Below are 25,102 nucleotides of genomic sequence, written 5' to 3' on the forward strand. Positions count from 1 at the left end.
GGCCTGTCCTCCCCTGTGCTGACCCGGAGCCCCGAGCTCCCAGGGTCATCCCCTTCGGACCTCTTTCCCCGAGCGGTCCGCCTCCCGAGGAAGAGATCCCCTCGGCGGCGCGGGTCATTCCTTGAGCCCTGTCACTCAAATGAGGGGTGTTATCCGAGAGCACCGCGCTTTCGAAAGAATGTTCGATAGCGTGCGCGGGTACGCGACTGCAGGCGCGACCACTTAGGGGGTGCCGAGGACCATGGCGCGGCGCATCGACGTGACCGGAGCGGGCGGGGTCCGCCTCGCCGCCTGGGAGTTCACCGACCCGCCCAAGACGGGCGACGGCGGTCGTACACCCGGGGTCCTGTTACTGCACGGCCTGATGGGCCGGGCGTCCCATTGGGCCGGTACGGCACGCTGGCTGGCCGAGCGGCACCGGGCGGTCGCCCTGGACCAGCGCGGACACGGCCGGAGCGAGAAGCCCCCGCAGGGCCCGTTCGACCGCGAGGCGTACGTGCTGGACGCGGAGGCCGCCCTGGTCCAGCTCGGCCTCGGGCCCGCGGTGCTGATCGGGCACTCGATGGGCGCGCTCACGGCCTGGCAGCTCGCTGCCCGCCGCCCGGATCTGGTGCGGGGCCTCGTCATCTGCGACATGCGGGCCTCGGCGCTCGGGGCGGCCTCCCAGCGGGAGTGGGAGGACTGGTTCAGGTCGTGGCCGCTGCCGTTCACGACGCTCGCGGACGTACGGAAGTGGTTCGGGGAGGACGATCCCTGGGTGGAGCGGCCCAATCCGGCGCGCGGGGAGTTCTACGCCGAGGTGATGACCGAGTGCACGGACGGCTGGCGGCCGGTGTTCTCGCAGTTCCAGATGCTCCAGGCGCGCTCGACGTGGGTGTTCGACGCGCACTGGGAGGAGCTGACCGCCGTCCAGTGCCCGACGCTCGTCGTACGGGGCCTGGACGGGGAGCTGGGCCGCGCGGAGGCGCAGGAGATGGTCCGGGTACTGCCGCGAGGAGAGTACGCGGAGGTGGCCGACGCCGGTCATCTCGTCCACTACGACCAGCCCGAGGCGTGGCGCGCGGCGATCGAGCCGTTCCTGGACGGAGTACTGGCGGAGCTGTGACCCGCCTTGGTGGCCGGCGGGGCTACGGGCTGAGGCGCTCGACCCGCCAGGCGCCGTCGCCCGCCGCGACGTACCGCAGCCGGTCGTGCAGCCGGTTCTCGCGGCCCTGCCAGAACTCCACGGTCCGCGGCGTGACCCGGAAGCCGCCCCAGTGCGGCGGCACGGGGACCGCAGAGCCCGGCGGGTAGCGCTCCGCCAACTCGGCGTAGGAGGCGTCGAGTTCGGTCCGGTCCGCCAGTACGGAGGACTGCGCGCTGGCCCAGGCTCCCAGCTGGGAGCCGTGCGGCCGCGAGTGGAAGTACGCCGCCGTCTCCTGCCGTGACGTACGCGCCGCCGTCCCCGTGACGAGGACCTGCCGGCTCATCGGGTGCCAGGGGAACAACAGCGCGACCTGGGGGTTGGCCGCGAGGTCGAGGGCCTTGCGGGAGCCGTAGTTGGTGTAGAAGACGAAGCCCTCGTCGTCGTAGGACTTCAGCAGCACGGTGCGGGAGCTGGGCCGGCCCTCGGCGTCGGCGGTGGAGACGACCATCGCGTTCGGTTCGGCGGTCGGGGAGCCGGGGGCCGCGGCCTGCTTGAACCAGCGCGTGAACTGTTCCATCGGGTGCGTGGGGAGGTCGGCCTCCAGCAGGCCGCCGTCGTGGGTGCGGTACTGCTCCCGCATGGCGGAAGGGTCGGGTACGCGGCCACCGGCCTCGTCGTGGTCGGCGCGGCCGACGCGGTCTTCTGGGGCGCTCACGGCGTCATCCTGCCGCACTCGGGGCCGGCGAAGCGTTAGGTGGCACTCAGTGCCGCAACCTCTCGCCATTTGTGGCACTGAGGGTTATCGTCCAAGGGCCGAAACGATGCCGAAACAGACCCCGGTTCGGTTGGGTGACCCCATGCCATTCGGGGCATCACCGGGGTGAACCACCGGAGCGCGAGTCGCGTACGACCGCGTATCCCCGCCCCCCGCGCACAAAGTAGCCCCACAGCACCGCTACCCACCCCACGCATCAAGAGGAGCCGCCAGATGTCTGACCCCGGCTTTGTACCCGGCCTCGAGGGAGTCGTCGCGTTCGAGACGGAGATCGCCGAACCGGACAAGGAAGGCGGCGCCCTGCGGTACCGGGGTGTCGACATCGAGGATCTGGTCGGCCACGTCTCGTTCGGGAACGTCTGGGGGCTGCTCGTCGACGGCGCCTTCGATCCGGGGCTGCCGCCGGCCGAGCCCTTCCCGATCCCCGTCCACTCCGGCGACATCCGCGTCGACGTGCAGTCGGCGCTCGCCATGCTGGCGCCCGTCTGGGGGCTCAAACCGCTGCTCGACATCGACGCGGAACAGGCCCGTGACGACTTGGCCCGGGCCGCCGTCATGGCCCTGTCCTACGTCGCGCAGTCCGCGCGCGGGCAGGGCGTGGCGATGGTGCCGCAGAGCGAGATCGACAAGGCGCAGTCCGTCGTCGAACGGTTCATGATCCGCTGGCGCGGGGAGCCCGACCCGAAGCATGTCGCGGCCGTCGACGCGTACTGGACGAGCGCCGCCGAGCACGGCATGAACGCCTCCACGTTCACCGCCCGGGTCATCGCCTCGACCGGCGCGGATGTCGCGGCCGCGCTGTCCGGGGCCGTCGGGGCCATGTCCGGGCCGCTGCACGGCGGCGCACCCTCGCGTGTGCTCGGCATGATCGAGGAGATCGAGCGGACCGGTGACGCCCAGGGGTTCGTCCGCAAGGCGCTCGACAAGGGTGAGCGGCTGATGGGCTTCGGGCACCGGGTGTACCGGGCCGAGGACCCTCGCGCGCGGGTGCTCCGCAGGACCGCCCGTGAGCTGGGCGCCCCGCGGTTCGAGGTCGCCGAGGCGCTGGAGAAGGCCGCGCTTGCCGAGCTGCACGCGCGGCGGCCGGACCGGGTGCTGGCCACCAACGTGGAGTTCTGGGCGGCCATCGTGCTGGACTTCGCCGAGGTGCCGGCGCACATGTTCACGTCGATGTTCACGTGTGCGCGGACTGCGGGGTGGAGTGCGCACATTCTTGAGCAGAAGCGGACGGGGCGGCTTGTCCGGCCCTCCGCCAGGTACATCGGGCCCGGGTCCCGGCCCCCTCGGGACATCGCCGGGTTCGACGGTATCGCTACGCGGTAGTGCCCGGATTCAGGCCCCCTCGGGATGGTGGGGGCCTCGCCGGTATCGCCGCCCAGTAGCCCGGCGCGGACGGTTCGTTCGCGGCTGCGGGTGCGGGTGCGGGTGCAGTGGGGCTGGTCCCGGCCCCCGCGGGATATTGAGGGCCTCGCCGGTATCGCCGCCCGATAGCCCGGGGCGTCCGGTTCGTTCGCGACTGCGGGTGCGTGGGGGCTGGTCGCGCAGTTCCCCGCGCCCCTGAAGCCTGCGACTCCGCCGCAGCCCCAACAGGACGTTCGCGGCCGCGGGTGCGTGGGGGCTGATCGCGCAGTTCCCCGCGCCCCTGGAGCATGCGGCTGCGCCGCAGCCCCATAGGGCCGCGCTCCACGCGCCCCCTGAGACGGCGCACGATGTGCGCCTTCCAGGGGCGCGGGGAACTGCGCGAGAAGCCCCGCCGGGCCGCAGACGGACAACAACCCAGGGGCGCGGGGAACTGCGCGACCAGCCGCGACGAGAGACGCACCCGGCGATCGGCAGCCGCCCCTACGGCGAGGGCGCCCGCCGCACGGACCCGCACGGCGAAGACCCCCGCCGCTCAACACCCGCCCTGTCGCGACAACGCCCGGTCCACGATCCCGGCCCACTCGGAGACGACCCGCTCGCGCCGCGCCCCGTCATCCGTCAGGAGATGCGCAAGGCCGAGCCCCCGCCCCATGTCGAGAAGACCCTGCACAACCTCCCGCACCCCGGGCACGGACTCATCCGCGTCGAGGAGCCGGACGGCGATCCGGTGGGTCTCGCGGCCGACCCGCGCCTCCAGTTCGGCGACCCGGCCGCCCAGGGCGGGCTCGTTCGAGGCGGCGACCCACAGGTGCAGCGCGGCCCGGAACAGCGGACCCGTGTAGAGGTCGACGAGGGCCGCCACGGCTTCCGCCCGGCCCTGCGGACGCAGCCCGCGCAACGCCTCGGACCGTTCCTCGGCGACGTACTCGACGGCCGCCGTGAACAGGTCCTCCCGGGTCGGGAAGTGGTGCTGGGCCGCGCCGCGCGAGACCCCGGCGTGCTCGGCGACGACGGAGACGGTGGAGCCGGACCAGCCGTGTGCGGCCAGGCAGGCCACGGCCGACTCGAGGAGCTTCTGCCGGGTGGCGCGCGAGCGGTCCTGCTTCGGCGAGGTCACGGCTCGGGGGGTCACAACACCCATGCGGGGTCCCGTCGTTCGAGAAAGGCGGTCATCCCTTCGCGGGCCTGGGAAGAGCCGAACAGGTGCGCCGACAGCGCCGTCAGTGACTCCGCGTCCCGGTCGAAGGCTTCCAGGACCTTAACCGTGAGCAGCCGTTTCGTCTCGGCCAGGCCCTGCGGGGACGCCCGTCGCAGCCCGTCGAGGACCGGTTCGAGGACCTGGTCCACGTCCACTCCGGCGACGGTCACGAGCCCGGCCCGCGCCGCTTCCGCCGCGTCGAACCGCTCCCCCGTCAGGTAGTAGCGGGCCACGGCGCGCGGGTCCAGGCGGGGCAGCAGCGGCAGGGAGATCACGGCGGGGGCGACCCCGATGCGTACCTCGGTGAAGGCGAACGACGATGCCGTGGACGCCGCCGCGATGTCGCAGGCGCCCAGCAGGCCGAGTCCGCCCGCGCGTACGTGCCCGTCGACCCGGGCGAGCACGGGCTTGCGCAGCTCGACGACCGCCCGCAGCAGGGCGACCAGTGCGTCCGGGTCCGGCGGGTCGCGCAGGTCCGCGCCCGCGCAGAACGTGCCGCCGGTGTGGGTGAGGACCACGGCCCGTGCGTCGCCGTCCTTGTCGGCGTCGGCGAGCCGCCCGGCAAGTTCCGCGACGAGGGCGGACGACAGCGCGTTGCGGTTGGCGGGCGAGTCGAGGGTGAGCGTGGTGACGCCGCGCCGATGCGCAGAGAGGATCAGGGGGTTCTCGTCGGGCATCAGCTCTCCCTCAGTTCTCGGCGCAGGATCTTCCCCGACACGGCGCGCGGCACCCCGTCGATGAAGGTGACGCGGCGGACCTTCTTGTACGGGGCGACGCGTTCGGCGACGTAGGCCATGACGGACTCGGCGGTGAGGTCCGCGCCCTGCCCGGAGCGGACGACGAACGCCTTCGGGATCTCGTTGCCGTCGTCGTCGAGGACGCCGATGACGGCGGCGTCGGCGATGCCGTCGTGGGTGAGAAGCAGTGCTTCGAGGTCGGCGGGGGCGACCTGGAAGCCCTTGTACTTGATGAGTTCCTTGACCCGGTCGACGACGAACAGCCAGCCGTCCGCGTCGACCTGGCCGACGTCGCCGGTGTGCAGCCAGCCGTCGCGGTCGATCATGTCGACGGTGGCCTGGGGCCGGCCGAGGTAGCCCTTCATGATCTGCGGGCCGCGGATGAGGACCTCGCCGGGTTCGCCGGGGGCGGCGTCCTTCGCCGGGTCGTCCAGGGAGACCAGCCGCATCTCGGTGGAGGCGATGAGCTTGCCGACGGTGCCGGGCGGGGCGTCCTCGGCGTTCAGGGGCACGACGTGGGTGCCGGGCGAGAGTTCCGTCATGCCGTAGGCCTGGCCGACGGGCGGCAGGCCGAGGCGGCGTGAGCAGGCCCGGGCGAGTTCGGCGTCCAGGGGCGCCGCCGCGCTGATGACGTACTCCAGGGACGACAGGTCGTAGCCCTCGACGGCCGGGTGCTTGGCGAGGGCGAGGACGATCGGCGGGGCCACGTACAGGGCGTTGATGCGGTGTTTCTCGATCGCGGCGAGGAACGTGTCGAGGTCGAAGCGGGGCAGGACGACGACGGTCGCGCCCTGCCGCAGCGGGGCGTTCATCAAAGCTGTCAGGCCGTAGATGTGGAAGAAGGGCAGGACGGCGAGGATGCGGTCGCCGGGGCCCATCGGGATGAGGGGTTCGAGCTGGGAGAGGTTGGTGGCGATGTTGCGGTGGGTGAGCATGACGCCCTTGGGGACGCCGGTGGTGCCCGAGGAGTAGGGCAGCGCGGCGACGTCCTCGGCCGGGTCGAGGGTGACCGCGGGTTCGGCGGCGCCGGTGGCGAGCAGGTCGAGCAGCGAGCGGTGGCCGCTGTCGCCCGCCGGGTCGCAGACGAATATCTCCCGTATGCCGCCCGCGAGTTCGGCGGCGGCGCGGGCCGGGGCGAGCAGCGGCGTCACGGTGACGATCCAGGCCGCCGCGGAGTCCCGTAGCTGCTTCGCGAACTCCTCGGGGGTGGCGAGGGGGTGCACCGTCGTCACGGAGGCGCCCGCGCGTGTGGCTCCGTAGAACGCGACCGGGTAGGCGACCGTGTTGGGGCTGTGCAGGGCGACGACGTCACCTTTGCGGACACCGGCCTCGGCGAGACCGGCGGCCACTCTGCGGTGGAACTGGTCGAGCTGGGCGTACGTGATCGTCGTTCCGGCCACTCCGTCGACGAGGGCGGGGGTGTCACCGCGGGCGGCGGCTCCCCCGAGCACGGCGTCGTGGATGGGCTGGTCGACGACGGTGATGTCCTCGTACTCGCTCCGGTACACCATGCTGGACTCCTCGTCTTGCAGGCGTTCTCGGGACAGGTGAGTGGCTCAGTACGACTTGGGCAGTCCCAGGGTCTGGTGGGACACGTAGTTGAGGATCATTTCCCGGCTGACCGGGGCGATCCGGGCCACGCGTGATCCGGTGATGAGCGAGGCGAGGCCGAACTCGCGGGTCAGGCCGTTGCCGCCGAGCGTGTGCACGGCCTGGTCGACGGCGCGTACGCAGGCTTCGGCGGCGGCGTACTTGGCCATGTTGGCGGCTTCACCGGCGCCGAGGTCGTCGCCCGCGTCGTACAGGCGGGCCGCTTTCTGCATCATCAGGCGGGCCAGTTCCAGTTCGATGTGGACCTGGGCGAGGGGGTGGGCGATGGCCTGGTGGGCGCCGATGGGGTCCTTCCAGACCGTGCGTTCGCGGGCGTACTCGACGGCGCGGCGCAGCGCGTAGCGGCCCATGCCGATGGCGAACGCGGCGGTCATCACGCGCTCCGGGTTGAGCCCGGCGAACAACTGGAGGAGCCCTGCGTCCTCGTCACCCACGAGAGCGTCGGCGGGCAGCCGCACGTCGTCAAGGGTCAGCTCGAACTGTTTCTCGGGGGCTTGCAGCTCCATGTCGATCTGGCGGCGCTCGAAGCCGGGGGTGTCGCGTTCGACGATGAAGAGGCAGGGCTTGAGCTTGCCGGTGCGGGCGTCGGATGTGCGGCCCACGATCAACGTCGCATCGGCGATGTCGACGCCCGATATGAAGACCTTGCGGCCGGTCAGGAGCCAGGAGCCGTCGTCGTCCTTGCGGGCGGTGGTGGTGATGCGGTGCGAGTTCGATCCGGCGTCGGGTTCGGTGATGCCGAAGGCCATGGTGCGGCTGCCGTCGGCGAGCCCCGGCAGCCAGGCCCGCTTCTGCTCCTCGGTGCCGAAGCGGGCGATGACGGTGCCGCAGATGGCCGGCGAGACGACCATCATGAGGAGGGGCGAGCCCGCGGCCCCCAACTCCTCGAGGACGATGGAGAGTTCGGCGATGCCGCCGCCTCCGCCGCCGTACTCCTCGGGGAGGTTGACGCCGAGGTAGCCGAGTTTGGCGGCCTCGGCCCACAGCTCCTCGGGGTGGCCGTCGGCGGCGGTGATCCGGGTCATGTAGTCGCGGCCGAACCGCTTGCCGAGCGCGGCGACGGCGGCGCGCAGCGCCTGGTGCTCTTCGGTCTCGAGAACGGGGCTGTTCACGACGGATCCTCCTGGGCTACGGCGGCTTCGGCGACTACGGCGAGCAGGGCACCGACCTCGACCTGGTGGCCGACGGTGGCGTGCAGGGCGGTGAGCGTGCCGGAGGCGGGAGCGGAGATCCGGTGCTCCATCTTCATGGCCTCCAGCCAGATCAGGGGCTGTCCGGCGGTGACGGCGGCGCCCTCGGCGAGCCCGTCGGCGACGCGGACGACGGTGCCGGGCATCGGCGCGAGCAGGGAGCCGGGGGCGCGCTGCTCGCTGGGGTCGGTGAAGCGGGGCAGCGCGGTGAGGGCGGTGCCGTTCACGTACACCCGGTCGCCGTACGTCGCGACGGCGAACTTCCGCCGCACACCGCCCACTTCAAGGACGACCCGGTCCGGCGAGGCGTGTACGACGTGCACCCCGTCCGCCGCGAGTCCGGAGCGGGTGTGCCGGTAGCGGGCCTCGTGCTCGGTGCCGTCCGGTTCGGTGCGGTAGCGCTTGACCTGGGGTTGCGAGGGCACGTTGCGGAAGCCGCCGAACCGGTGGCCGCGGGCGCTCGCGAGTGCGGCGGCGAGCGGGGCGTACGGGTCGGGTTCCGGGGTGGTGAGGCCGTCGAGGTGCCGCTCGTAGAACCCGGTGCCCATCCGGCCGTCCGCGAACTCGGGGTGGCGCAGGGAGCGGACGAGCAGGCCGCGGTTGGTCACCGGGCCGTGCACCTCGGCGCGCTCCAGGGCTCCGGCGAGGGCGCGGACGGCGGCGGCGCGGGTGGGCGCGTACGCGACGACCTTGGCGAGCATGGCGTCGTAGTGCACGCCGATGGTGTCGCCGTCGGCGTACCCGGTGTCCAGACGCACTCCATCGGGTACGGACAGCCGGTGCAGGGTGCCGGTCTGCGGGGCGAAGGAGGCGGCCGGGTCCTCCGCGTACAGGCGGGCCTCGACGGCGTGCCCGCGCGGTTCCGGCGGGGCCTTGTCGAGCGCCTCGCCCTCGGCGATCCGCAGTTGCAGAGCGACGAGGTCGAGCCCGAACACGGCCTCGGTCACCGGGTGTTCGACCTGGAGGCGGGTGTTCATCTCCAGGAAGTGCGCGGTGTCGCCGTCGACGAGGAACTCCACGGTCCCGGCGCCCACGTATCCGGTGGCCCGCACGGCGCGCTCGGCCACCTCGTACAGATGACGCAGGAGGTCGTCGGTGAGCCCGGGGGCGGGCGCCTCTTCGATGACTTTCTGGTGCCGTCGCTGGAGCGAGCAGTCCCGGGTGCCGAGCACCCACACGGTGCCGTGCGTGTCGGCGAGCACCTGCACCTCGACGTGGCGTCCGCCCTCGACGTACGGCTCGACGAACACCTCACCGTCTCCGAACGCGGACAGCGCCTCGGCACGCGCGGCCTCCACCTCGCTGTCCATCGCGCCCAGTTCGCGCACAATCCGCATCCCGCGTCCGCCACCGCCGGCCGCGGCCTTCACCAACACCGGCAGATCGCGTTCGGTGACCTCGCCGAGCGGCGCGATGCCCATCAGTTCCTTGGCGCGGGTCTTGGACGCCATCGCCTCGATCGCCTCGGGCGGCGGCCCGATCCAGACAAGCCCGGCGTCGGTGACGGCGCGCGCGAAAGCGGCGTTCTCGGAGAGGAACCCGTAGCCGGGGTGGACGGCGTCGGCGCCCGCGTCCAGGGCCGCCTTCACCACGAGGTCGGCGCGCAGGTAGGTCTCGGCGGGCGTGGCCCCCGGCAGGCGTACGGCGAGGTCGGCCTCGCGGACGTGCAGCGCGCCCGCGTCCGGGTCCGAGTGCAGGGCGACGGTACGGATGCCCAGGTCACGGCAGGTGCGGAAGACGCGGCAGGCGATCTCGCCACGGTTGGCGACAAGAACGGAGGAGATCACGTGAGGCTCACATCCTGAAGACGCCGAAGCCGCCGCGGGCGCCCTCGTACGGTGCTGTGTGGACGGCGGACAGGCAGATGCCGAGGACGGTGCGGGTGTCGCGCGGGTCGATGACGCCGTCGTCGTAGAGCCGTCCGGACAGGAACATCGGCAGCGACTCGGACTCGATCTGCTGCTCCACCATGGCGCGCAGCGCGGCGTCCGCGTCGTCGTCGTAGGGCTGTCCCTTGGCGGCGGCGGACTGCCGGGCCACGATCGAGAGGACGCCCGCGAGCTGCTGCGGCCCCATGACGGCGGATTTGGCGCTGGGCCAGGCGAAGAGGAAGCGGGGGTCGTAGGCGCGCCCGCACATGCCGTAGTGCCCGGCGCCGTACGAGGCGCCCATGAGGACGGAGAGGTGCGGTACGCGGCTGTTGCTGACGGCGTTGATCATCATGGAGCCGTGTTTGATGATGCCGCCCTGCTCGTACTCCTTGCCGACCATGTAGCCGGTGGTGTTGTGCAGGAAGAGGAGCGGGATGTCGCGCTGGTTGGCGAGCTGGATGAACTGGGCGGCTTTCTGCGACTCCTCGCTGAAGAGGACGCCCTGGGCGTTGGCGAGGATGCCGACGGGATAGCCGTGGAGGGTGGCCCACCCGGTGACGAGCGAGGCCCCGTACAGCGGCTTGAACTCGTCGAAGTCGGAGCCGTCGACGATGCGGGCGATGACCTCGCGCGGGTCGAACGGCACCTTCAGGTCCTCGGGGACGATCCCGAGCAGCTCCTCGGGGTCGTACTTGGGAGCCTCCACAGGCTGTGGATCGGCGTACGCCTTGAGGTGGTTGAGGCGGGCGACGACGCGGCGGGCCTGGCGGATCGCGTCCTGCTCGTCGAGGGCGAAGTAGTCGGCGAGGCCGGAGGTGCGGGCGTGCATCTCGGCGCCGCCGAGCGATTCGTCGTCGCTCTCCTCGCCGGTCGCCATCTTCACAAGCGGCGGCCCGCCGAGGAAGACCTTGGCCTTCTCCTTCACCATGATCACGTGGTCGGACATGCCGGGGATGTACGCGCCGCCGGCCGTGGAGTTGCCGAAGACGACGGCGACGGTGGGGATGCCGGCGGCCGAGAGCCGCGTGATGTCGCGGAAGATCGCGCCGCCCGGGATGAAGATCTCCTTCTGGGACGGCAGGTCGGCGCCGCCGGACTCCACGAGTGAGATGCAGGGCAGCCGGTTGGAGAAGGCGATCTCGTTGGCGCGCAGGGCCTTCTTCAGGGACCACGGGTTGCTGGCGCCGCCGCGCACGGTCGGGTCGTTGGCCGTGATCAGACACTCCACACCCTCCACCACCCCGATGCCGGTGACGAGGGAGGCGCCGACGGTGTAGTCGCTGCCCCAGGCGGCGAGCGGCGACAGTTCCAGGAAGGGCGTGTCGGGGTCCAGGAGCAGCTCGATCCGCTCGCGGGCCAGCAGCTTGCCGCGCTTGCGGTGCCTCTGTACGTACTTCTCGCCGCCCCCGGCGAGGGCTTTGGCGTGTTCGCCGTCGAGTGCGGCGAGTTTGCCGAGGAGGGCCGCGCGGTGGGCGGCGTAGTCGTCGGACCGGGTGTCCAGGGCGCTGGCCAGGACGGTCACAGCAGAGCCTCCGGTATGTCGAGGTGGCGGGAGCGCAGCCATTCGCCGACGCCCTTGGCCTGCGGGTCGAAGCGGGCCTGCGCGGCGACGCCCTCGCCTAGGAGGCCCTCGACGGTGAAGTTCAGGGCGCGGAGGTGGGGCAGGACGTGCCGCGTGACAGCCAGGTCAGCCGTCTCCGGGAGGAGTTGCCGCAGGCGGTCGACGGTGAGGGTGTGGGCGAGCCAGGGCCAGGCGGCGTCGCTCGTGGCCCAGACGCCGATGTTGGCGTCACCGCCCTTGTCGCCGCTGCGGGCGCCGGTGACGCGGCCGAGCGGTGCGCGGCGGGTGGGCCCGGCCGGTGGCTTCTGCGGGAGGGCGGGTTCGTCCACGGGGGCCAGGGCGCGGGTGGGCCCTTCGTGCGGCGGCACGGGCCGGCGCTCTCCGTCCGGCAGGACGGCGATGTGCGGGACCTCGTCGCGGGCGATGTACGCGGCCTCGAAGACGCCGTACGGGGAGCCCTTGCCGGGCGGCGCGGTGACGTGGAACCCCGGGTAGGAACCGAGCGCCAGCTCCACGGCGGCCCCGCTCAGCGCGCGTCCGACGGCGTCCTGGTCCTGGTCGCGTACGACGAGCCGGAGCAGGGCACTGGCGGTCTCCTCGGTGTCGGCGTCGCGGTGATCGGTCCGGGCCAGCTCCCAACGGATGTTTTTAGGCCGGGACTTGGAGGTGTCGAAGGCCTCGTCCATCTGCCGCCGCACGAGAGCGGCCTTGGCCTCGATGTCGAGCCCGGTGAGTACGAAGACGACCTCGTTGCGGAAGCCGCCGAGCCGGTTCAGGCCGACCTTGAGGGTGGGCGGCGGCGCCTCACCGCGTACGCCGTGGATACGGACGCGGTCCTCGCCCGCGTCCTCGAGCCGGACGGTGTCGAGGCGGACGGTGACATCGGGCCCGGCGTACCGGGCGCCCCCGGTCTCGTACAGCAGCTGGGCGGTGACGGTGCCGGTGTCGACGAGGCCGCCGGTGCCGGGGTGTTTGCCGATGACGGCGGTCCCGTCCTCGTGGATCTCTGCTAGGGGGAACCCGGGCTTTCGCAGCAGTTGCGCGCCGTGCCGGGCGAACTGGGAGTAGTTGCCGCCGGTCGCCTGGGTCCCGCACTCCAGGACGTGCCCGGCGACGACGGCCCCGGCGAGCCGGTCGTACGCGTCCGGCGCCCATCCGAAGTGCCAGGTGGCGGGCCCGCTGACGAGGGCGGCGTCCGTGACACGGCCCGTCACCACGATGTCGGCGCCCGCGTCCAGGCAGGCGGCGATGCCGGCGCCGCCGAGGTAGGCGTTGGCGGTCAGGGCGCCGGGGAAGCGGCCGGTGCCGAGCAGGTCGTCGCCCTCGACGTGGGCGACGCGCACGGGCATCTGAAGCTTCTGCGCCAACTCCCGCACAGCAGTGGCCAGTCCGGCCGGATGGAGTCCACCGGCGTTGGCGACGATCCTGACTCCACGGTCGACGGCGAGCCCGAGACACTCCTCCAGCTGCCGCAGGAAGGTACGCGCATAGCCGCGTCCCGGGTCCTTGAGGCGGTCGCGGCCGAGGATCAGCATGGTCAGCTCGGCGAGATAGTCCCCGGTGAGTACGTCGAGCGGGCCGTCGCTCAGCATCTCCTTCATGGCGTCGAACCGGTCGCCGTAGAAGCCGGAGGCGTTGCCGATACGCAGCGGCGGCTTCCCGGCAGGGCCGCTTCCGCTTCCGGAGGGGCCGCTCATGTGGCGGCGCCCTTGGGTGACCGGCCCTGCCCCGGCGGCCCGGCGAAGGCCTGCGCGATGCCGAGCCAGCGGTCGGCGTCCGGCCCTTCCGCGCGGACGGCGAGGTCGTCGCGGTGGGCGCGCTGGGTGACGAGGAGGCAGAAGTCGAGGGCGGGCCCGGTGACACGCTGGACGGCATCCTCAGGCCCATAGGCCCACAACTCCCCGCTCGGCGACACGAGTTCGATACGGAACTCCGCGCCCGGGGCGGGGAGCCCGTGCACGGCGAACGCGAAGTCCCGGGCGCGTATGCCGATCCGGGCGACGTGCCGGAGCCGGTCGCTGGGCGGGCGTACGACACCGAGCGCCTCGGCGACGTCCTCGCCGTGGGCCCACGTCTCCATGAGGCGGCCGGTGGCCATGGACGCGGCGGACATCGGTGGCCCGTACCAGGGGAACTTCGTCTTCGTCTCGGCGGCGCCCCGCAGCACCTTCTGCAACTCCTCGCGCCCGTCCCGCCAGCGGGCCAGCAGGACCGCGGGTTCCTGGGCGGCGCCCTCGTCGGCCCCGTCGTCCACGAACGACTCCGGCGCGGCGATGGCCTTCTCCACCTCACCGGCGAACGCGTCCGGGTCGCCCATCGCGAGCAGCGCGGCGCGGTCGGTCCAGGCGAGGTGGGCGATCTGGTGGGCGACGGTCCAGCGGGGGGCGGGGGTCGGTGCGGCCCACCGCTCCGGCGGCAGATCCGCCACCAGGGCGTCGAGTTGCAGGCTCTCGGCCCGCAAGTCGTCGAACACGACCAGCATTTCGGACACGGTGCGCTCCCTGGGGGCACGGCGGCGTGCGGCGTGCCTGGAGCATGACAGCGAGCCCAGAAACAATCAAGCGTGCTTGCATGGAAAGTCGGGGGCCCCGATCTGCCTGGCCATGCGCCACGCTCCGACAGACCGGGCTCCTACATCTCGGGCCATGCGCCCCGGTCCGCCAGATCGAGAATGAGGGCGGCGATGTTCCACGCGTCGTCCTCGCCGCGGTGGTGGCGCCCTTCGAGCGGGAGTCCGGCGATCTGCAACGCCTGCGCCATGCCGCATTTCCTGCGCAGTTCGTGGGCTTCGGCGAACACGGCCTTGGCATTGGTATGGGTGCGCTCCGCCGGCAGACCGAACGGGTAGGCCACCGCGTCAGCCCGGCTCTGCCGGGCGAACTGCCGGCGGTCGTACTCGCCCCAGCTCGCCCAGGGCCGCTCACCGGCCGCGTACTCCTCGACGAGGATCCGGCACGCCTCGGCGAAGGTGGCGCCTTGTGCCACTTCGGCCTGCGTCAGTCCGGTCAGTTCGGTGCAGAAGTCGCTCACCGTCGAGCGGGCCGGGCGGACCAGGACACGGTGCCGGGACACGCGGCGCCGGGCCGACAGGTCCACGACGGTGAGACCGATCTCGATGATCTCGTGCACGGAGCCGGGCGGCGGCTGCCCGTCCCAGCAGGTGGCTTCGACGTCGATGACGTTCAGGAGGGCGGATCGGGGACGCATGGGCCGAGGGTAGGGAGGCGGGGTCGTTCCCGGCATCCCGATTTCCCGGACGCAAGGCTTGCTCACGCTGGTCCGAGGTGACTGTCTGCGCAGTAGGTCATCTGTCAGCGACCGGCTTGGAGGTCTGTCAGGAAGAGCCGGGCGCCTCGGAGGCAGTCGACGGACGCCGCAGCGCCCGGAGCGCCGACAGCCGAGCGGCATGGATCAGCCCAGCGATGCGGCTGCCGCACGCAGGTCTTCCAGGGCTGCCAGTGCATGTGGCGCGAGCCCTTCTGTGTCATCGCGATCGCTTTCGGACCACTGGGCATATCCCCGCTTGAACGCGAGGACTCCCAGCTCGCCCGCGAGGTGCGCGGTCGGGTCGGGGACGCCACGGGCGATGAGCGCGGCTGTCATGGCGGCCGCGAGACCGACGCTCTTGAGGGCGTCGCGCTCCTGAAGTTCGGTGCTGGCCGCCACGGCTGCCGCGAGGCGGGGGCCGAGTTCGCGGTTCGCCGGCCCCATGGCGCTCGACGCGCGCTCGAGACCCGCCGCCACCGCCTGGAGCGGGCCGGCGCTCGCCGGGGCCTCGGCGATGCCGTCGGCGAGCAGCCTGCTGAGCGTCTCCTGACCGGCGACCAGCAGCTCGCGCTTGTCGGAGAAGTGCCGGAAGAAGGTGCTCTTGGTGACGCCGGCACGCTCGGCGATCTGCGCCACCGTGGTCGCGTCGTAACCCTGCTCGGTGAACAGGTCGACGGCCGCGACGACGAGTCGCTGAGTCGCTCCTGGTTGCCATCTAGCCATGCGACCAGGATAAGTGATGGGACTGTTGTCCCGTCACCAGGTGTATGGTCGGTGATGGGACAACAGTCCCATCACTTTCAGGGAGAGCTCATGCATGTCTTCGTCACCGGCGGTACCGGCACCATCGGCTCCGCCGTCGTCGCCGAACTCCTCGGCAACGGCCACACCGTTCTCGCACTGGCTCGCTCGGACGGCTCCGCGCAGGCCCTTGAAAGCGCTGGTGCCAAGGTGCTGCGAGGAGACCTGGCGGACCTCGACGTCCTGCGGTCCGGCGCAGCGCAGTGCGACGGCGTGATCAGTCTGGCGTTCGGACGCGACTACAGCAGTCCGGACGCCCTCGCGCAGGCCATCGCCGAGGAGAGCGCCGCTCTCGCCACGCTGGGGCAGGAACTCATCGGAAGCGACCGCCCGATCGTCACGGTCTCCGGGACGCCCTGGGTGCCGGGACGCGCCTCCACCGAGGCCGATCCGCTGCCGACCGACGGACCGGTGGGCGGTCGGGGCCGTTCGGTCAATGCACTGCTGGACCTCGCCTCGCGCGGGGTGCGCGGCACGGCTGTCCGCATGCCGCGCACGGTCCACAACGAGGGCCAGGGCGGATTCGCCGGCCTGTTGACCGATCAAGCACGCCGCACCGGGGTGGCCGGCTACCCGGGCGACGGCACCCAGCGCTGGCCGGCCGTGCACGCGCTCGACGCAGCCGTCCTGTTCCGGCTGGCCCTCGAATCGGCACCGGCCGGGACGGCCTGGCACGCCGTCGGCGACGAGGGCGACGCGGTGCGGGACATCGCCACAGTCATCGGCCGGCGACTGGGCCTGCCGGTCGAGGAGGTTCCGCAGGAGAACTTCGGCCCGTTCGGCCCGATCTTCGCCATGGACCAGCCGGCGTCCAGCGCCCACACCCGCGATGCCCTCGGGTGGCAGCCGACCCACTCCAGCCTCCTCGAGGACCTGGAAAACATTCAGCCCTGACGCACACCGGTTCCAGGGGGCCGGACGGGGGCCGGCCCGATGGGTCACTGGCAATGGGCCAGTCCGCCCGGCACCGGGACACTCCAATTCGCCGTGGGCGACTGCCTGCAAGCGTGTTGGCTTAAAGCATTCGCTACTCCACTCCGCACGCATCCCGCTACGCTCTGTAGTGACGCCACAAGAATGGAGTGCCGCGCATGGCCAACATCCGCTCACTCGACCCCAGCGCTTCCCCGCTCGACTTCTACGGTTCCGAGCTGCGCCGGCTGCGGGAGGAAGCGGGCCTGAGCCAGGATCAGTTGGGCTCCTGCATCTTCTGTACGGGCTCGCTCGTCGGCCAGATCGAGACGACCAAGAAGGTCCCGACCCGCGACTTCAGCGAGCGAGCCGATGCCGCGCTCGGCACAGGAGGTCTGTTCTCCCGGCTGCTGGGCCTGGTGCTGCGCAGTCAGCTGCCCACGTGGTTCCAGCCGTACGCGGAACTGGAGGCGCGGGCCGCGTACATCTCCACGTACCAGTGCCAGTTGGTGTACGGCCTCCTACAGACCGAAAAGTACGCGCGTGCCCTGCTCGGCGTGGACCACCCCGAGCGGGTCGAGGAGCAGGTGGCGGCCCGCATGGAGCGCCAGCGCGTCCTCGAACGGGGCACCCCGCCCGCCCTGTGGGTGGTGCTCGCCGAGGCGGTACTGCACCAGGAGGTCGGCGGCCGTGAGGTCATGCGGGAGCAGTTGCGGCACCTGGCGGGCTTCACCCGCGACCCCTGGGTGAAGATCCAGGTCCTGCCCTTCACGGTGGGTCAACACACGGGAATGATGGGCTCGTTCAACCTCCTCCGTTTCGACGAGGACCCTGACCTCTTCTACGCGGAGAGCTACGACCAGGGGCATATGACGGCCAACCCGCAAGTGATGAGGGAGCGTTCGGTCGGTTACGCTCGCTTGCAGGCCTGTGCCCTCTCACCCGAGGAATCGGCCCAGTTGATCGTTCGTGTCACGGAGGAACGCTATGGGCAGGGCCCCGAACCCGAACCGGACGGACGCACAGTGGCGTAAGTCGTCCTACAGCGGTACCAGCGGCGGTGATTGCGTCGAGGTGGCCACGCTGCCCGCGACGGTGGCGGTCCGCGACTCCAAGAACCTGGGCATCGGTCCCTTCCGCGTCGCACCGACAGCCTTCACCGCATTCGTGGCGGCGGTCTCGCAGGACCGGATCTGACCCTGCCCCCTGGGCGTCGGTGGACCGGACCGTGTCGGAAGCGGATCACTTCATGGCCGCGAGTTCGATGAGGTGGCGGGCCGTGCGAGCAGGTTCGACGATCTGGTGCAGGTGCGCACCGGGCAGGTGCGCCACATGCCACCCGCGTTCGCGCGCCTCGGCGGCAAGGTCGTCGTACGGAGGGCCGAACAGCAGGTAGGAGCAGGGGTGGTCGTCCCAGCCGTCGGGCACCGGGATGTGCTGCTCGTAGTACGACAACGGCAGGGTGGGCTGCTCCTCGACGACGGTCCGCCGCACGATCGCATCGGAGAACATCGGGGCGATGTCGGCCTCGTCCCACCAGTCGGTCCAGCGCGGCAGTCTGCCGTTCACCGCCATCGGGCGGAGGAAGTCCAGCAGTTCGGGAGGGGCGGCCGGGGTCGGTCCGGTCCGGGCGGGCAGCGCGGCATCGACGAAGATCGAGCCGGCCACCGGGTGGTCGAGGCCCGAGCGGATCGTCGGGAGGAACAAGCCCGCGTTGCTGTGGGCCACCAAGGTGACAGGGCTGTCGGCCGGGACCTGCCGAAGGTCGTCGCGGACGGCCTCGGCGACACGGGGCCAGAACGGCGGAACGCCAGAGCCTATGTGCAGCAGTGAGGGGATCCGCACCTGATATCCCGCCGCTGTCAGGCATTCGGCGACCGCGTGCCAGGTCGAGGGGCCTACGGACGGGCTGTGCACGAGAACGAAGGTCGGCTGCATGGGTCGATCCTGTCGACCACGTCACTACGGGCGCGCCCGGCTCGGCCGAGAGCAGAACACCCGCCTCGGCACAGCGTGTGCGGCACAGCGCATCCGCCACCGTGCCATCGCCGCTACGGTCGCTCGCCGATCACCGCAGCGGGCAAGGCGGGCCACCTGTTGTGGGCCCACCCGTTGTGGGCCTGAACAGGAAGGGTCACCCCTTCCGTTTCCGGCCCACCTGCGTCCGCACCGCCCCCATGCTCGCCGCGATGACCAAGGCGATCGCCAGGGCCTGGAGCCAGGTCAGGGCCTGGCTCAGGATGAGGAAGCCGGCGAGGGCCGCGAGGGCCGGTTCGAGGCTCATCAGGACGGCGAACGTGGACGCGGGCAGGCGGCGCAGGGCGATGAGTTCGAGGGTGTAGGGCAGCACCGAGGAGAGGATCGCGACGGCCGCGCCGAGGCCGAACGTCACCGGGTCGAGAAGCCGGGTGCCGGCGGACACGATGCCCAGCGGCAGGGAGAGGATCGCGGCGACCGCCATCGCGAGCGCGAGCCCGTCCGCCTGCGGGAAGCGGCGGCCGGTGCGGGCGCTGAAGATGATGTACGCCGCCCACATGCCGCCCGCGGCGAGCGCGCAGACCACGCCGACCGGGTCCAGGCCACCCAAACCGTCCCCCGCACCGCCGAGCAGGAACACGCCGCACAGCGCCAGCCCCGCCCACAGGAAGTTCACCGCGCGGCGCGAGGCCAGGACGGAGAGGGTCAGGGGGCCCAGGACCTCGAACGTGACGGCGAGGCCGAGCGGGATACGGGCCGCGGCCTGGTAGAAGATCATGTTCATGCCGCCCATGGCGACGCCGAACGCGAGGACCGTGCCCCAGTCCGCACGCGAGTGCCCGCGCAACCGGGGCCGGCACACCACCATCAGGACCAGCGCCGCCACCACTAGGCGCAGCGTCACGACCCCGACGGCGCCCGTGCGCGGCATCAGGCTCACCGCGAGCGCCCCGCCGAACTGCACCGAGACGCAGCCGGTGAGGACCAGACCGACCGGACCCAGGGCTCCCCAGCGGCCCGTGTCCGCCGACGCCGCGCCGTCCCTGTCGCCGTCGCTCCCGACGAGGACGGCGGCGTCCGGTACGGGCAACTGCTGTTCGGTGTGCGAGCCGCTCACTGTGCCTGCGCCCTTCCCTCGACCTCGACCTCGACCCGGAGGGCCGTATCCGCCCCCACCCTCGATCGAGTCCACTATGTTGGACTCGACTGTCCACCGTACTGCACTGAAGGGGCCGCGTGAACGCCCACGCTAGAACCTCCGGGCGCGGCCTGTGAAATGCCTTCTGTGCTCCCGTTATGCTCCGCGGACATGAGCCGGGACCGCGACCACGCCAGCGAACGCACCATCGAGCTGCGCCACCTGCGCTGCTTCCTCGCGATCGCCGAGGAGGGCGGCGTCACCCGTGCCGCAGCCCGGCTGCACCTCACGCAGCCCGCCGTCTCCCGGACCCTCGCCGCGCTGGAGGCGGCGCTCGGCGTACGACTCGTCGACCGCTCCACACACCACCTCGCCCTCACCCCCGAGGGCCGCGCGTTCCGCGAGAAGGCGGCCGTCGCCGTCACCGCGTTCGAGGACGCGCTCGCCGCCGCCCGCACCGTGCGCCGGCCCCTGCGCCTGGGCCACGCCTGGTCGGCGGCGGGCGACTTCACGACCCCGCTTCTGCGCCGCTGGCGGCAGACCCACCCGGACGTGCCGCTGGAGCTGCTGCGCATCGACGACCGCACGGCCGGCCTCACCCGCGGCGCCGTCGACGTCGCCCTGCTGCGCGGCCCGGTCGACGCGCCCGGCCTGGTCACCGAGCTGCTGCACCGGGAGACGCGGGTGGCGGCGCTCCCCTCCGACAGCCCGCTCGCCCGGCACACCGCGCTCACCCTCGCCGACCTGCGCGACCAGGTCATCGCCCTGAACACGGTCTCCGGCACGACCTCGCTCGACCTGTGGCCGACGGGCGCCCGGCCCACCGTGACGCTGCCGGTCGCCAACACCGACGACTGGCTCGCCGCGATCGCCGCGGACCAGGCGGTCGGCGTCACCTCGACCGCCACGGTACGGATGCACCCGCATCCCGGCGTCGCCTACGTCCCGCTCACGGACGCCCCGCCGCTCCCGGTCCGCCTGGCCCGGCGCGAGGGCCCCGGCCACCCGTCGGCCCCGGCCCTCATCGCTCTGGCCCACGAGGTGGCCGGGGAGTCGTAGTGCCGTGGGCGCCTTGGGTGGTCTCGACTCCTCGGCGGGCGCGGGCCGTCACCCCTTGCTGCGCGACCAGCCACGACGGCGTCGCACCCGCCGACGAACCGAGACCACCCACGGCGCATCAGCGTGACCGGCCTCCGCACGAGCCCGCGTCAGCCGAGCCCCCGTCGCCCGAGTTCGTCCGCGAGGACCTCCGCCAGGTGTCGCGCCCGCACCCCCGCCAGCTGCTCCACCTGCGTCCGGCACGAGAACCCGTCGGCCAGCACCACCGCGTCGTCCCCGGCCGCCCGCACCCCGGGCAGCAGTGACTCCTCCGCGCAGGCCACCGACACCTCGTAATGCCCCTTCTCGAAACCGAAGTTGCCCGCGAGGCCACAGCAGCCGCCGCTCAACTCGCCCGCCAGTCCGGCACGTTCACGTAGTCGCCGCTCGGCCGCATCGCCCAGCACCGCGTGCTGATGGCAGTGCGTCTGCCCCACGGCCGGCCGGTCGATCCGTGGCGGCGTCCACTGCGGAGCGAACCGTTCCAGCGCTTCGGCGAAGGTGACCACCCGGTCGGCGAGCCGGCGCGCCCGTGGATCGTCCGGCAGCAGTTCCGGCAGGTCCGAGCGGAGCGCCGCCGCGCATGACGGCTCCAGGACGACGACCGGCCGCTCCCCGGCGAGCACCGGCTCCATCAGGTCGAGAGTGCGGCGCTGCACGGCGCGGGCCCGGTCGAGCTGCCCGGTCGAGACATACGTCAGCCCGCAGCAGACCCGCCCGCGCACCACCGGCGACCGGCCGTGCGTCCGCGTCGGCGGCAACGCCACCGCGAGCCCGGCCGCTTCCAGGACCCGCGCCGCGGCCCGCGCCACCTGCGGTGACAGATGGTCGGTGAACGTGTCCGGCCACAGCACCACCTCCCGGCCGTCACCACCACCGGCCCGCGCCGCCGCGAACCGCCGCCCGAGCCCGCGGTGCCAGGCGCCGCTGAACGTCCCCGACGCCACCCGGGGAATCTCCCGCTCCCCCGCGATCCCGCCGACCCGCTTGGCCACAGCCGCCAACACCCCCACCCGACCCAGGTAGTTGACGATCCCGGCCGTCCGGGTCCGCTCGACCAGGCGGAGCCACCGCGGCAGCCACCCCATCGCGTAGTGCGCCATCGGCCGGCCCCGACCCTCGTAGTGGTGGTGCAGGAACTCCGCCTTGTACGTGGCCATGTCGACGCCCACCGGACAGTCGCTCCGGCACCCCTTGCAGGACAGGCACAGGTCGAGCGCGTCCCGTACCTCCGTCGACCGCCAGCCGTCGGTGACGATCTCCCCGGCCAGCATCTCGTGCAGCAGCCGCGCCCGCCCGCGCGTGGAGTGCGCCTCCTCACCGGTCACCCGGAAGGACGGACACATCACTCCGCCACCCGAACCGGCCGACTCCGTACGGCACTTGGCGACCCCGACACACCGGCGCACGGCGGCCGAGAAGTCCCCGCCGTCGTGCGGGTAGCCGAAGACGACGTCCACCGGTTCGCGCGGCAGCACGGCGAACCGCAGGTTCTCGTCCAGCCGGGCCGGCCGCACCAGCATCCCCGGATTCAGCACGTCCGCCGGGTCCCACACCCCCTTGACCCGCTCGAACAGCCCCACCAGCTCCTCGCCGTACATCGTCGGCAGCAGCTCGGCGCGCGCCTGCCCGTCCCCGTGCTCACCGGACAGCGACCCGCCGTGCGCGGCGACCAGCACGGCCAGCTCCTCGGAGAACCGCCGGAAGCGCCCGATCCCCGCCTCCGTCAGCAGATCGAAGTCGATCCGTACGTGAATGCAGCCGTCACCGAAGTGCCCGTACGGGGTCCCGCGCAGCCCGTGCTCCCGCAGCAGCCCCCTGAACTCCCGCAAGTACGCGCCCAGTCGGGCGGGCGGCACGGCGCAGTCCTCCCAGCCGGGCCACGCCTCGCTGCCGTCCGGCATCCGCGTCGCCGTCCCGCTGGCGTCCTCCCGGATCCGCCACAGCACCCGCTGCCCGGCCGGATCGTCGACGACCAGCGCGTCCCGCACGTCCGCCGCCCGCACGATCCGCTCGGCGGCGGCCCGCGCCTCGCCCGGCGTCGCGCCGCCTGTCTCCACGAACAGCCACGCCCCGCCCTTCGGCAGCCCCGAATCCGCCGGTACGAGGTCGGCGGCCATGCCCTCCACGGTCAGCGGCCCGAGCGGCAGCAGACCCGCGGCGGCGTCCGCGGCCGCGCTCTCGTCCTCATAGGCGAGCACGGCGAGGGCCGTCGCGCGCGGCGCCCCGACCAGCTTGACCGTCGCCTCGGTGACGAGTCCGAGGGTGCCCTCGGTGCCGCAGAAGAAGCGGGCCAGGTCGGTGCCGTGCTCGGGCAGCAACGCGTCCACGGCGTACCCGGAGATCCGGCGGGGCAGTCCGGTTAACGGGGCGAACCCGGTCCTGATCGTCGCCGGCTCCCGCTCCACCAGGGCCCGCAGCCCCTGTGGTGCGCCGTCCCAGCCCTGCCCGAGCCGGTACGCGGCGCCGTCCGCGCCCGCGACGTGCAGCGCGGCGACGCTGTCGGCGGTCGTGCCCCAGGCCACGGAGTGCGAGCCGCACGAGTTGTTGCCGATCATCCCGCCGAGCGTGCAGCGGCTGTGCGTCGAGGGGTCGGGCCCGAACCGGAGCCCGTGCGGGGTGGCTGCCGCCTGGAGCCGGTCCAGTACGAGGCCGGGCTGCACGACGGCGGTGCGTGTCGCCGGGTCGAGGTCGAGGACCCGGTTCATGTACCGGGTGAAGTCGACGACGACGCCCGTGCCGGTGGCCTGGCCGGCGATGGAGGTGCCGCCGCCTCGGCCGACCACGGGCACGTTCCGCTCCGCGCAGAGGGCGAGGACGGCCCGGACGTCGTCCGTGTCCTTCGGCGCGACGACGCCGAGCGGGGCTCTTCGGTAGTTGGACGCGTCCATCGTGTGCAGCGCGCGGGCACTGACGCCGAAGTCGACGTCGCCCCGGATGACTTTTCGTAGTGCCCTGCCGATGTCATCAGCCATGCCCTTCAGGATGCCCCCGCTCGCATGCTCGGCGGGGTGGTGATGCGGGTGTGGCGTCCACGGGCCCGGCGGGGGCTGGCCGCGCAGTTCCCCGCGCCCCTGGAGCATGCGGCTTCGCCGCGGCCCCATGGGAGGCGCGCTTCGCGCGCCCCTTGAGGTGGCGCACGCAGTGCGCACCTCAGGGGCGCGGGGAACTGCGCGAGAAGCCCCACCGGGTCGCAGACGAAGAACACCCCAGGGGCGCGGGGAACTGCGCGACCAGCCACGACGGCGCCGCACCCGGCACCGCGGCCCGCCCCCTCGCACGAGACCCGTTATCTCAGACGCCGGACACCTCCCAGCCCCGCCATATCCACCCGCTACCCTCCAAGACGTGGCTGAGATCCAGATTCCCGCTGACATCAAGCCCGCCGACGGACGTTTCGGCGCTGGCCCCTCCAAGGTGCGTACGGAGGCGTTGGACGCCCTGGCCGCCACCGGTACCTCCCTGCTCGGCACCTCCCATCGCCAGGCCCCGGTCAAGAACCTGGTCGGTCGCGTCCGCGAGGGCGTGAAGGACCTGTTCCAGCTCCCCGAGGGCTACGAGGTCATCCTCGGCAACGGCGGCTCCACCGCCTTCTGGGACGTGGCGACGCACGGCCTGATCGAGAACAAGTCGCAGCACCTGAACTTCGGCGAGTTCTCCTCCAAGTTCGCGAAGGCGTCCAAGCTGGCCCCGTGGCTGGCCGAGCCGACCGTGATCGCCTCCGACCCGGGCACCCACCCGGAGGCCCGCGCCGAGGCCGGTGTCGACGCCTACGGGCTGACGCACAACGAGACCTCGACCGGTGTCGCCGCCCCCATCAAGCGTGTCGCCGGCGCCGACGAGGGCGCGCTCGTCCTGGTCGACGCGACGTCCGGCGCGGGCGGCCTGCCCGTCGACATCGCCGAGACCGACGTGTACTACTTCGCGCCGCAGAAGTCCTTCGCCTCCGACGGCGGCCTGTGGATCGGCGTCTTCTCCCCGGCCGCGATCGAGCGCGCCGAGCGCATCCACGCGTCCGGCCGCCACGTCCCGGAGTTCTTCTCGCTCCCGACGGCGATCGACAACTCCCGCAAGAACCAGACGTACAACACCCCGGCCCTCGCCACGCTCTTCCTGCTCGGCGAGCAGCTGGACTGGATCAACGGGCAGGGCGGTCTCGCCTGGTCGACGGCGCGTACGAAGGACAGCTCGACCCGCCTGTACTCGTGGGCCGAGGAGTCGAAGCACGCGACGCCGTTCGTGACGGACGCGGCCAAGCGCTCGCAGGTCATCGGCACGATCGACTTCTCCGACGACATCGACGCCGCCGCCGTCGCGAAGGTGCTGCGCGCCAACGGGATCGTCGACACCGAGCCGTACCGCAAGCTGGGCCGCAACCAGCTCCGCGTAGCCATGTTCCCGGCGATCGCCCCCGACGACGTCCAGGCCCTGACGACCTGCATCGACTACGTCATCGGCCAACTCTGACCCACCCCGGG

Annotated in this window: 21 protein-coding genes; 7 read left to right on the forward strand and 14 right to left on the reverse strand. The window is 72.2% G+C overall.

Translation table 11 applies throughout. From position 1 onward, the window contains the following. Window positions 1-241 precede the first annotated feature (241 nt). Window positions 242-1,105: an alpha/beta fold hydrolase gene (locus ABD366_RS04000; protein WP_324765928.1), complete on the forward strand. Its 864-nt coding sequence runs from the start codon at window positions 242-244 to the stop codon at window positions 1,103-1,105. Between the two features lie 22 nt (window positions 1,106-1,127). Here ABD366_RS04000 and pdxH read toward each other — a convergent pair whose 3' ends face one another. Then, window positions 1,128-1,859 (reverse strand): pyridoxamine 5'-phosphate oxidase, encoded by a 732-nt coding sequence (gene pdxH, locus ABD366_RS04005; RefSeq protein ID WP_411293600.1) that lies wholly within the window; start codon window positions 1,857-1,859, stop codon window positions 1,128-1,130. 255 nt (window positions 1,860-2,114) lie between these two features. On the opposite strand from pdxH, the gene ABD366_RS04010 reads away from it, so the two are divergent. After that, entirely contained in the window at window positions 2,115-3,224 is a 1,110-nt protein-coding gene (locus ABD366_RS04010; protein ID WP_324765929.1) for a citrate synthase 2, read from the forward strand. Between the two features lie 571 nt (window positions 3,225-3,795). Here the strand turns inward: ABD366_RS04010 and ABD366_RS04015 are convergent. From ABD366_RS04015 to ABD366_RS04060, 10 genes are all read right to left on the reverse strand, one after another. After that, the gene (locus ABD366_RS04015) at window positions 3,796-4,404 is read right to left on the reverse strand and encodes a TetR/AcrR family transcriptional regulator (RefSeq protein WP_324765930.1); all 609 of its coding nucleotides are present in this window, start codon (window positions 4,402-4,404) and stop codon (window positions 3,796-3,798) included. After that, entirely contained in the window at window positions 4,392-5,138 is a 747-nt protein-coding gene (locus ABD366_RS04020; RefSeq protein ID WP_324765931.1) for an enoyl-CoA hydratase family protein, read from the reverse strand. Before ABD366_RS04020 ends, ABD366_RS04015 begins: the two co-directional genes overlap by 13 nt. After that, window positions 5,138-6,706 carry a 4-coumarate--CoA ligase family protein gene (locus ABD366_RS04025; RefSeq protein WP_324766033.1) on the reverse strand — a complete coding sequence of 523 codons (1,569 nt, stop codon included), beginning with the start codon at window positions 6,704-6,706 and terminating at the stop codon, window positions 5,138-5,140. The genes ABD366_RS04020 and ABD366_RS04025 overlap by 1 nt, the downstream gene beginning before the upstream one ends. Window positions 6,707-6,754: 48 nt before the next feature. Then, entirely contained in the window at window positions 6,755-7,921 is a 1,167-nt protein-coding gene (locus ABD366_RS04030) for an acyl-CoA dehydrogenase family protein (RefSeq protein ID WP_324765932.1), read from the reverse strand. Further along, the gene (locus ABD366_RS04035; RefSeq protein WP_324765933.1) at window positions 7,918-9,786 is read right to left on the reverse strand and encodes an acetyl/propionyl/methylcrotonyl-CoA carboxylase subunit alpha; all 1,869 of its coding nucleotides are present in this window, start codon (window positions 9,784-9,786) and stop codon (window positions 7,918-7,920) included. Before ABD366_RS04035 ends, ABD366_RS04030 begins: the two co-directional genes overlap by 4 nt. Before the next feature lie 7 nt (window positions 9,787-9,793). Continuing rightward, window positions 9,794-11,392: an acyl-CoA carboxylase subunit beta gene (locus ABD366_RS04040; RefSeq protein ID WP_324765934.1), complete on the reverse strand. Its 1,599-nt coding sequence runs from the start codon at window positions 11,390-11,392 to the stop codon at window positions 9,794-9,796. Next, on the reverse strand, window positions 11,389-13,128 hold the full coding sequence (locus ABD366_RS04045) for an acyclic terpene utilization AtuA family protein (protein WP_324765935.1): 1,740 nt from the start codon (window positions 13,126-13,128) through the stop codon (window positions 11,389-11,391). Before ABD366_RS04045 ends, ABD366_RS04040 begins: the two co-directional genes overlap by 4 nt. Beyond that, window positions 13,125-13,922 carry a TIGR03084 family metal-binding protein gene (locus ABD366_RS04050; protein WP_324765936.1) on the reverse strand — a complete coding sequence of 266 codons (798 nt, stop codon included), beginning with the start codon at window positions 13,920-13,922 and terminating at the stop codon, window positions 13,125-13,127. Before ABD366_RS04050 ends, ABD366_RS04045 begins: the two co-directional genes overlap by 4 nt. Window positions 13,923-14,062: 140 nt before the next feature. Continuing rightward, a complete protein-coding gene (locus tag ABD366_RS04055; protein ID WP_324765937.1) occupies window positions 14,063-14,638 on the reverse strand; it encodes a 3'-5' exonuclease in 576 nt (191 codons plus the stop codon). A gap of 204 nt (window positions 14,639-14,842) precedes the next feature. After that, window positions 14,843-15,421, reverse strand: coding sequence for a TetR/AcrR family transcriptional regulator (locus tag ABD366_RS04060; RefSeq protein WP_324765938.1), 579 nt, complete (start codon window positions 15,419-15,421; stop codon window positions 14,843-14,845). Window positions 15,422-15,511: 90 nt separating this feature from the next. Here ABD366_RS04060 and ABD366_RS04065 point away from each other — a divergent pair, with 90 nt between their 5' ends. The 3 genes from ABD366_RS04065 to ABD366_RS04075 all read left to right on the forward strand — a co-directional run bounded on the left by ABD366_RS04065 (window position 15,512) and on the right by ABD366_RS04075 (window position 17,608). Beyond that, window positions 15,512-16,393 (forward strand): SDR family oxidoreductase, encoded by an 882-nt coding sequence (locus tag ABD366_RS04065; RefSeq protein WP_324765939.1) that lies wholly within the window; start codon window positions 15,512-15,514, stop codon window positions 16,391-16,393. Window positions 16,394-16,590: 197 nt separating this feature from the next. After that, on the forward strand, window positions 16,591-17,445 hold the full coding sequence (locus ABD366_RS04070) for a helix-turn-helix domain-containing protein (protein ID WP_324765940.1): 855 nt from the start codon (window positions 16,591-16,593) through the stop codon (window positions 17,443-17,445). A 40-nt stretch (window positions 17,446-17,485) separates the two neighbouring features. Beyond that, entirely contained in the window at window positions 17,486-17,608 is a 123-nt protein-coding gene (locus tag ABD366_RS04075) for a DUF397 domain-containing protein (protein ID WP_324765941.1), read from the forward strand. 45 nt (window positions 17,609-17,653) lie between these two features. Here ABD366_RS04075 and ABD366_RS04080 read toward each other — a convergent pair whose 3' ends face one another. Beyond that, the gene (locus tag ABD366_RS04080; RefSeq protein WP_324765942.1) at window positions 17,654-18,349 is read right to left on the reverse strand and encodes a lipase family protein; all 696 of its coding nucleotides are present in this window, start codon (window positions 18,347-18,349) and stop codon (window positions 17,654-17,656) included. Window positions 18,350-18,545: 196 nt separating this feature from the next. Further along, the gene (locus ABD366_RS04085; protein ID WP_324765943.1) at window positions 18,546-19,505 is read right to left on the reverse strand and encodes an EamA family transporter; all 960 of its coding nucleotides are present in this window, start codon (window positions 19,503-19,505) and stop codon (window positions 18,546-18,548) included. 192 nt (window positions 19,506-19,697) lie between these two features. Here ABD366_RS04085 and ABD366_RS04090 point away from each other — a divergent pair, with 192 nt between their 5' ends. Next, complete coding sequence (locus ABD366_RS04090; protein WP_324765944.1) at window positions 19,698-20,585, forward strand: LysR family transcriptional regulator; 888 nt, start codon at window positions 19,698-19,700, stop codon at window positions 20,583-20,585. 149 nt (window positions 20,586-20,734) lie between these two features. On the opposite strand, the gene ABD366_RS04095 is transcribed toward ABD366_RS04090, so the two are convergent. Continuing rightward, on the reverse strand, window positions 20,735-23,599 hold the full coding sequence (locus ABD366_RS04095) for an FAD-binding and (Fe-S)-binding domain-containing protein (protein WP_324765945.1): 2,865 nt from the start codon (window positions 23,597-23,599) through the stop codon (window positions 20,735-20,737). A gap of 373 nt (window positions 23,600-23,972) precedes the next feature. On the opposite strand from ABD366_RS04095, the gene serC reads away from it, so the two are divergent. Beyond that, window positions 23,973-25,091 carry a phosphoserine transaminase gene (gene serC / locus ABD366_RS04100; protein ID WP_324765946.1) on the forward strand — a complete coding sequence of 373 codons (1,119 nt, stop codon included), beginning with the start codon at window positions 23,973-23,975 and terminating at the stop codon, window positions 25,089-25,091. Window positions 25,092-25,102: the final 11 nt, after the last annotated feature.

It is taken from the genome of Streptomyces kunmingensis, from assembly GCF_039533535.1.
GTDB classification, from domain to species: Bacteria; Actinomycetota; Actinomycetes; order Streptomycetales; family Streptomycetaceae; genus Streptomyces; species Streptomyces kunmingensis.

Coding starts and splice junctions, on each gene's coding strand:
- ABD366_RS04020 (WP_324765931.1), bottom strand. CDS start 5,138: ATGCCCGACGAGAACCCCCTGATCCTCTCTGCGCATCGGCGCGGCGTC.
- ABD366_RS04055 (WP_324765937.1), bottom strand. CDS start 14,638: ATGCGTCCCCGATCCGCCCTCCTGAACGTCATCGACGTCGAAGCCACC.
- ABD366_RS04090 (WP_324765944.1), top strand. CDS start 19,698: ATGAGCCGGGACCGCGACCACGCCAGCGAACGCACCATCGAGCTGCGC.
- ABD366_RS04000 (WP_324765928.1), top strand. CDS start 242: ATGGCGCGGCGCATCGACGTGACCGGAGCGGGCGGGGTCCGCCTCGCC.
- ABD366_RS04045 (WP_324765935.1), bottom strand. CDS start 13,128: ATGAGCGGCCCCTCCGGAAGCGGAAGCGGCCCTGCCGGGAAGCCGCCG.
- ABD366_RS04010 (WP_324765929.1), top strand. CDS start 2,115: ATGTCTGACCCCGGCTTTGTACCCGGCCTCGAGGGAGTCGTCGCGTTC.
- ABD366_RS04015 (WP_324765930.1), bottom strand. CDS start 4,404: ATGGGTGTTGTGACCCCCCGAGCCGTGACCTCGCCGAAGCAGGACCGC.
- ABD366_RS04065 (WP_324765939.1), top strand. CDS start 15,512: ATGCATGTCTTCGTCACCGGCGGTACCGGCACCATCGGCTCCGCCGTC.
- ABD366_RS04095 (WP_324765945.1), bottom strand. CDS start 23,599: ATGGCTGATGACATCGGCAGGGCACTACGAAAAGTCATCCGGGGCGAC.
- ABD366_RS04080 (WP_324765942.1), bottom strand. CDS start 18,349: ATGCAGCCGACCTTCGTTCTCGTGCACAGCCCGTCCGTAGGCCCCTCG.
- ABD366_RS04070 (WP_324765940.1), top strand. CDS start 16,591: ATGGCCAACATCCGCTCACTCGACCCCAGCGCTTCCCCGCTCGACTTC.
- ABD366_RS04060 (WP_324765938.1), bottom strand. CDS start 15,421: ATGGCTAGATGGCAACCAGGAGCGACTCAGCGACTCGTCGTCGCGGCC.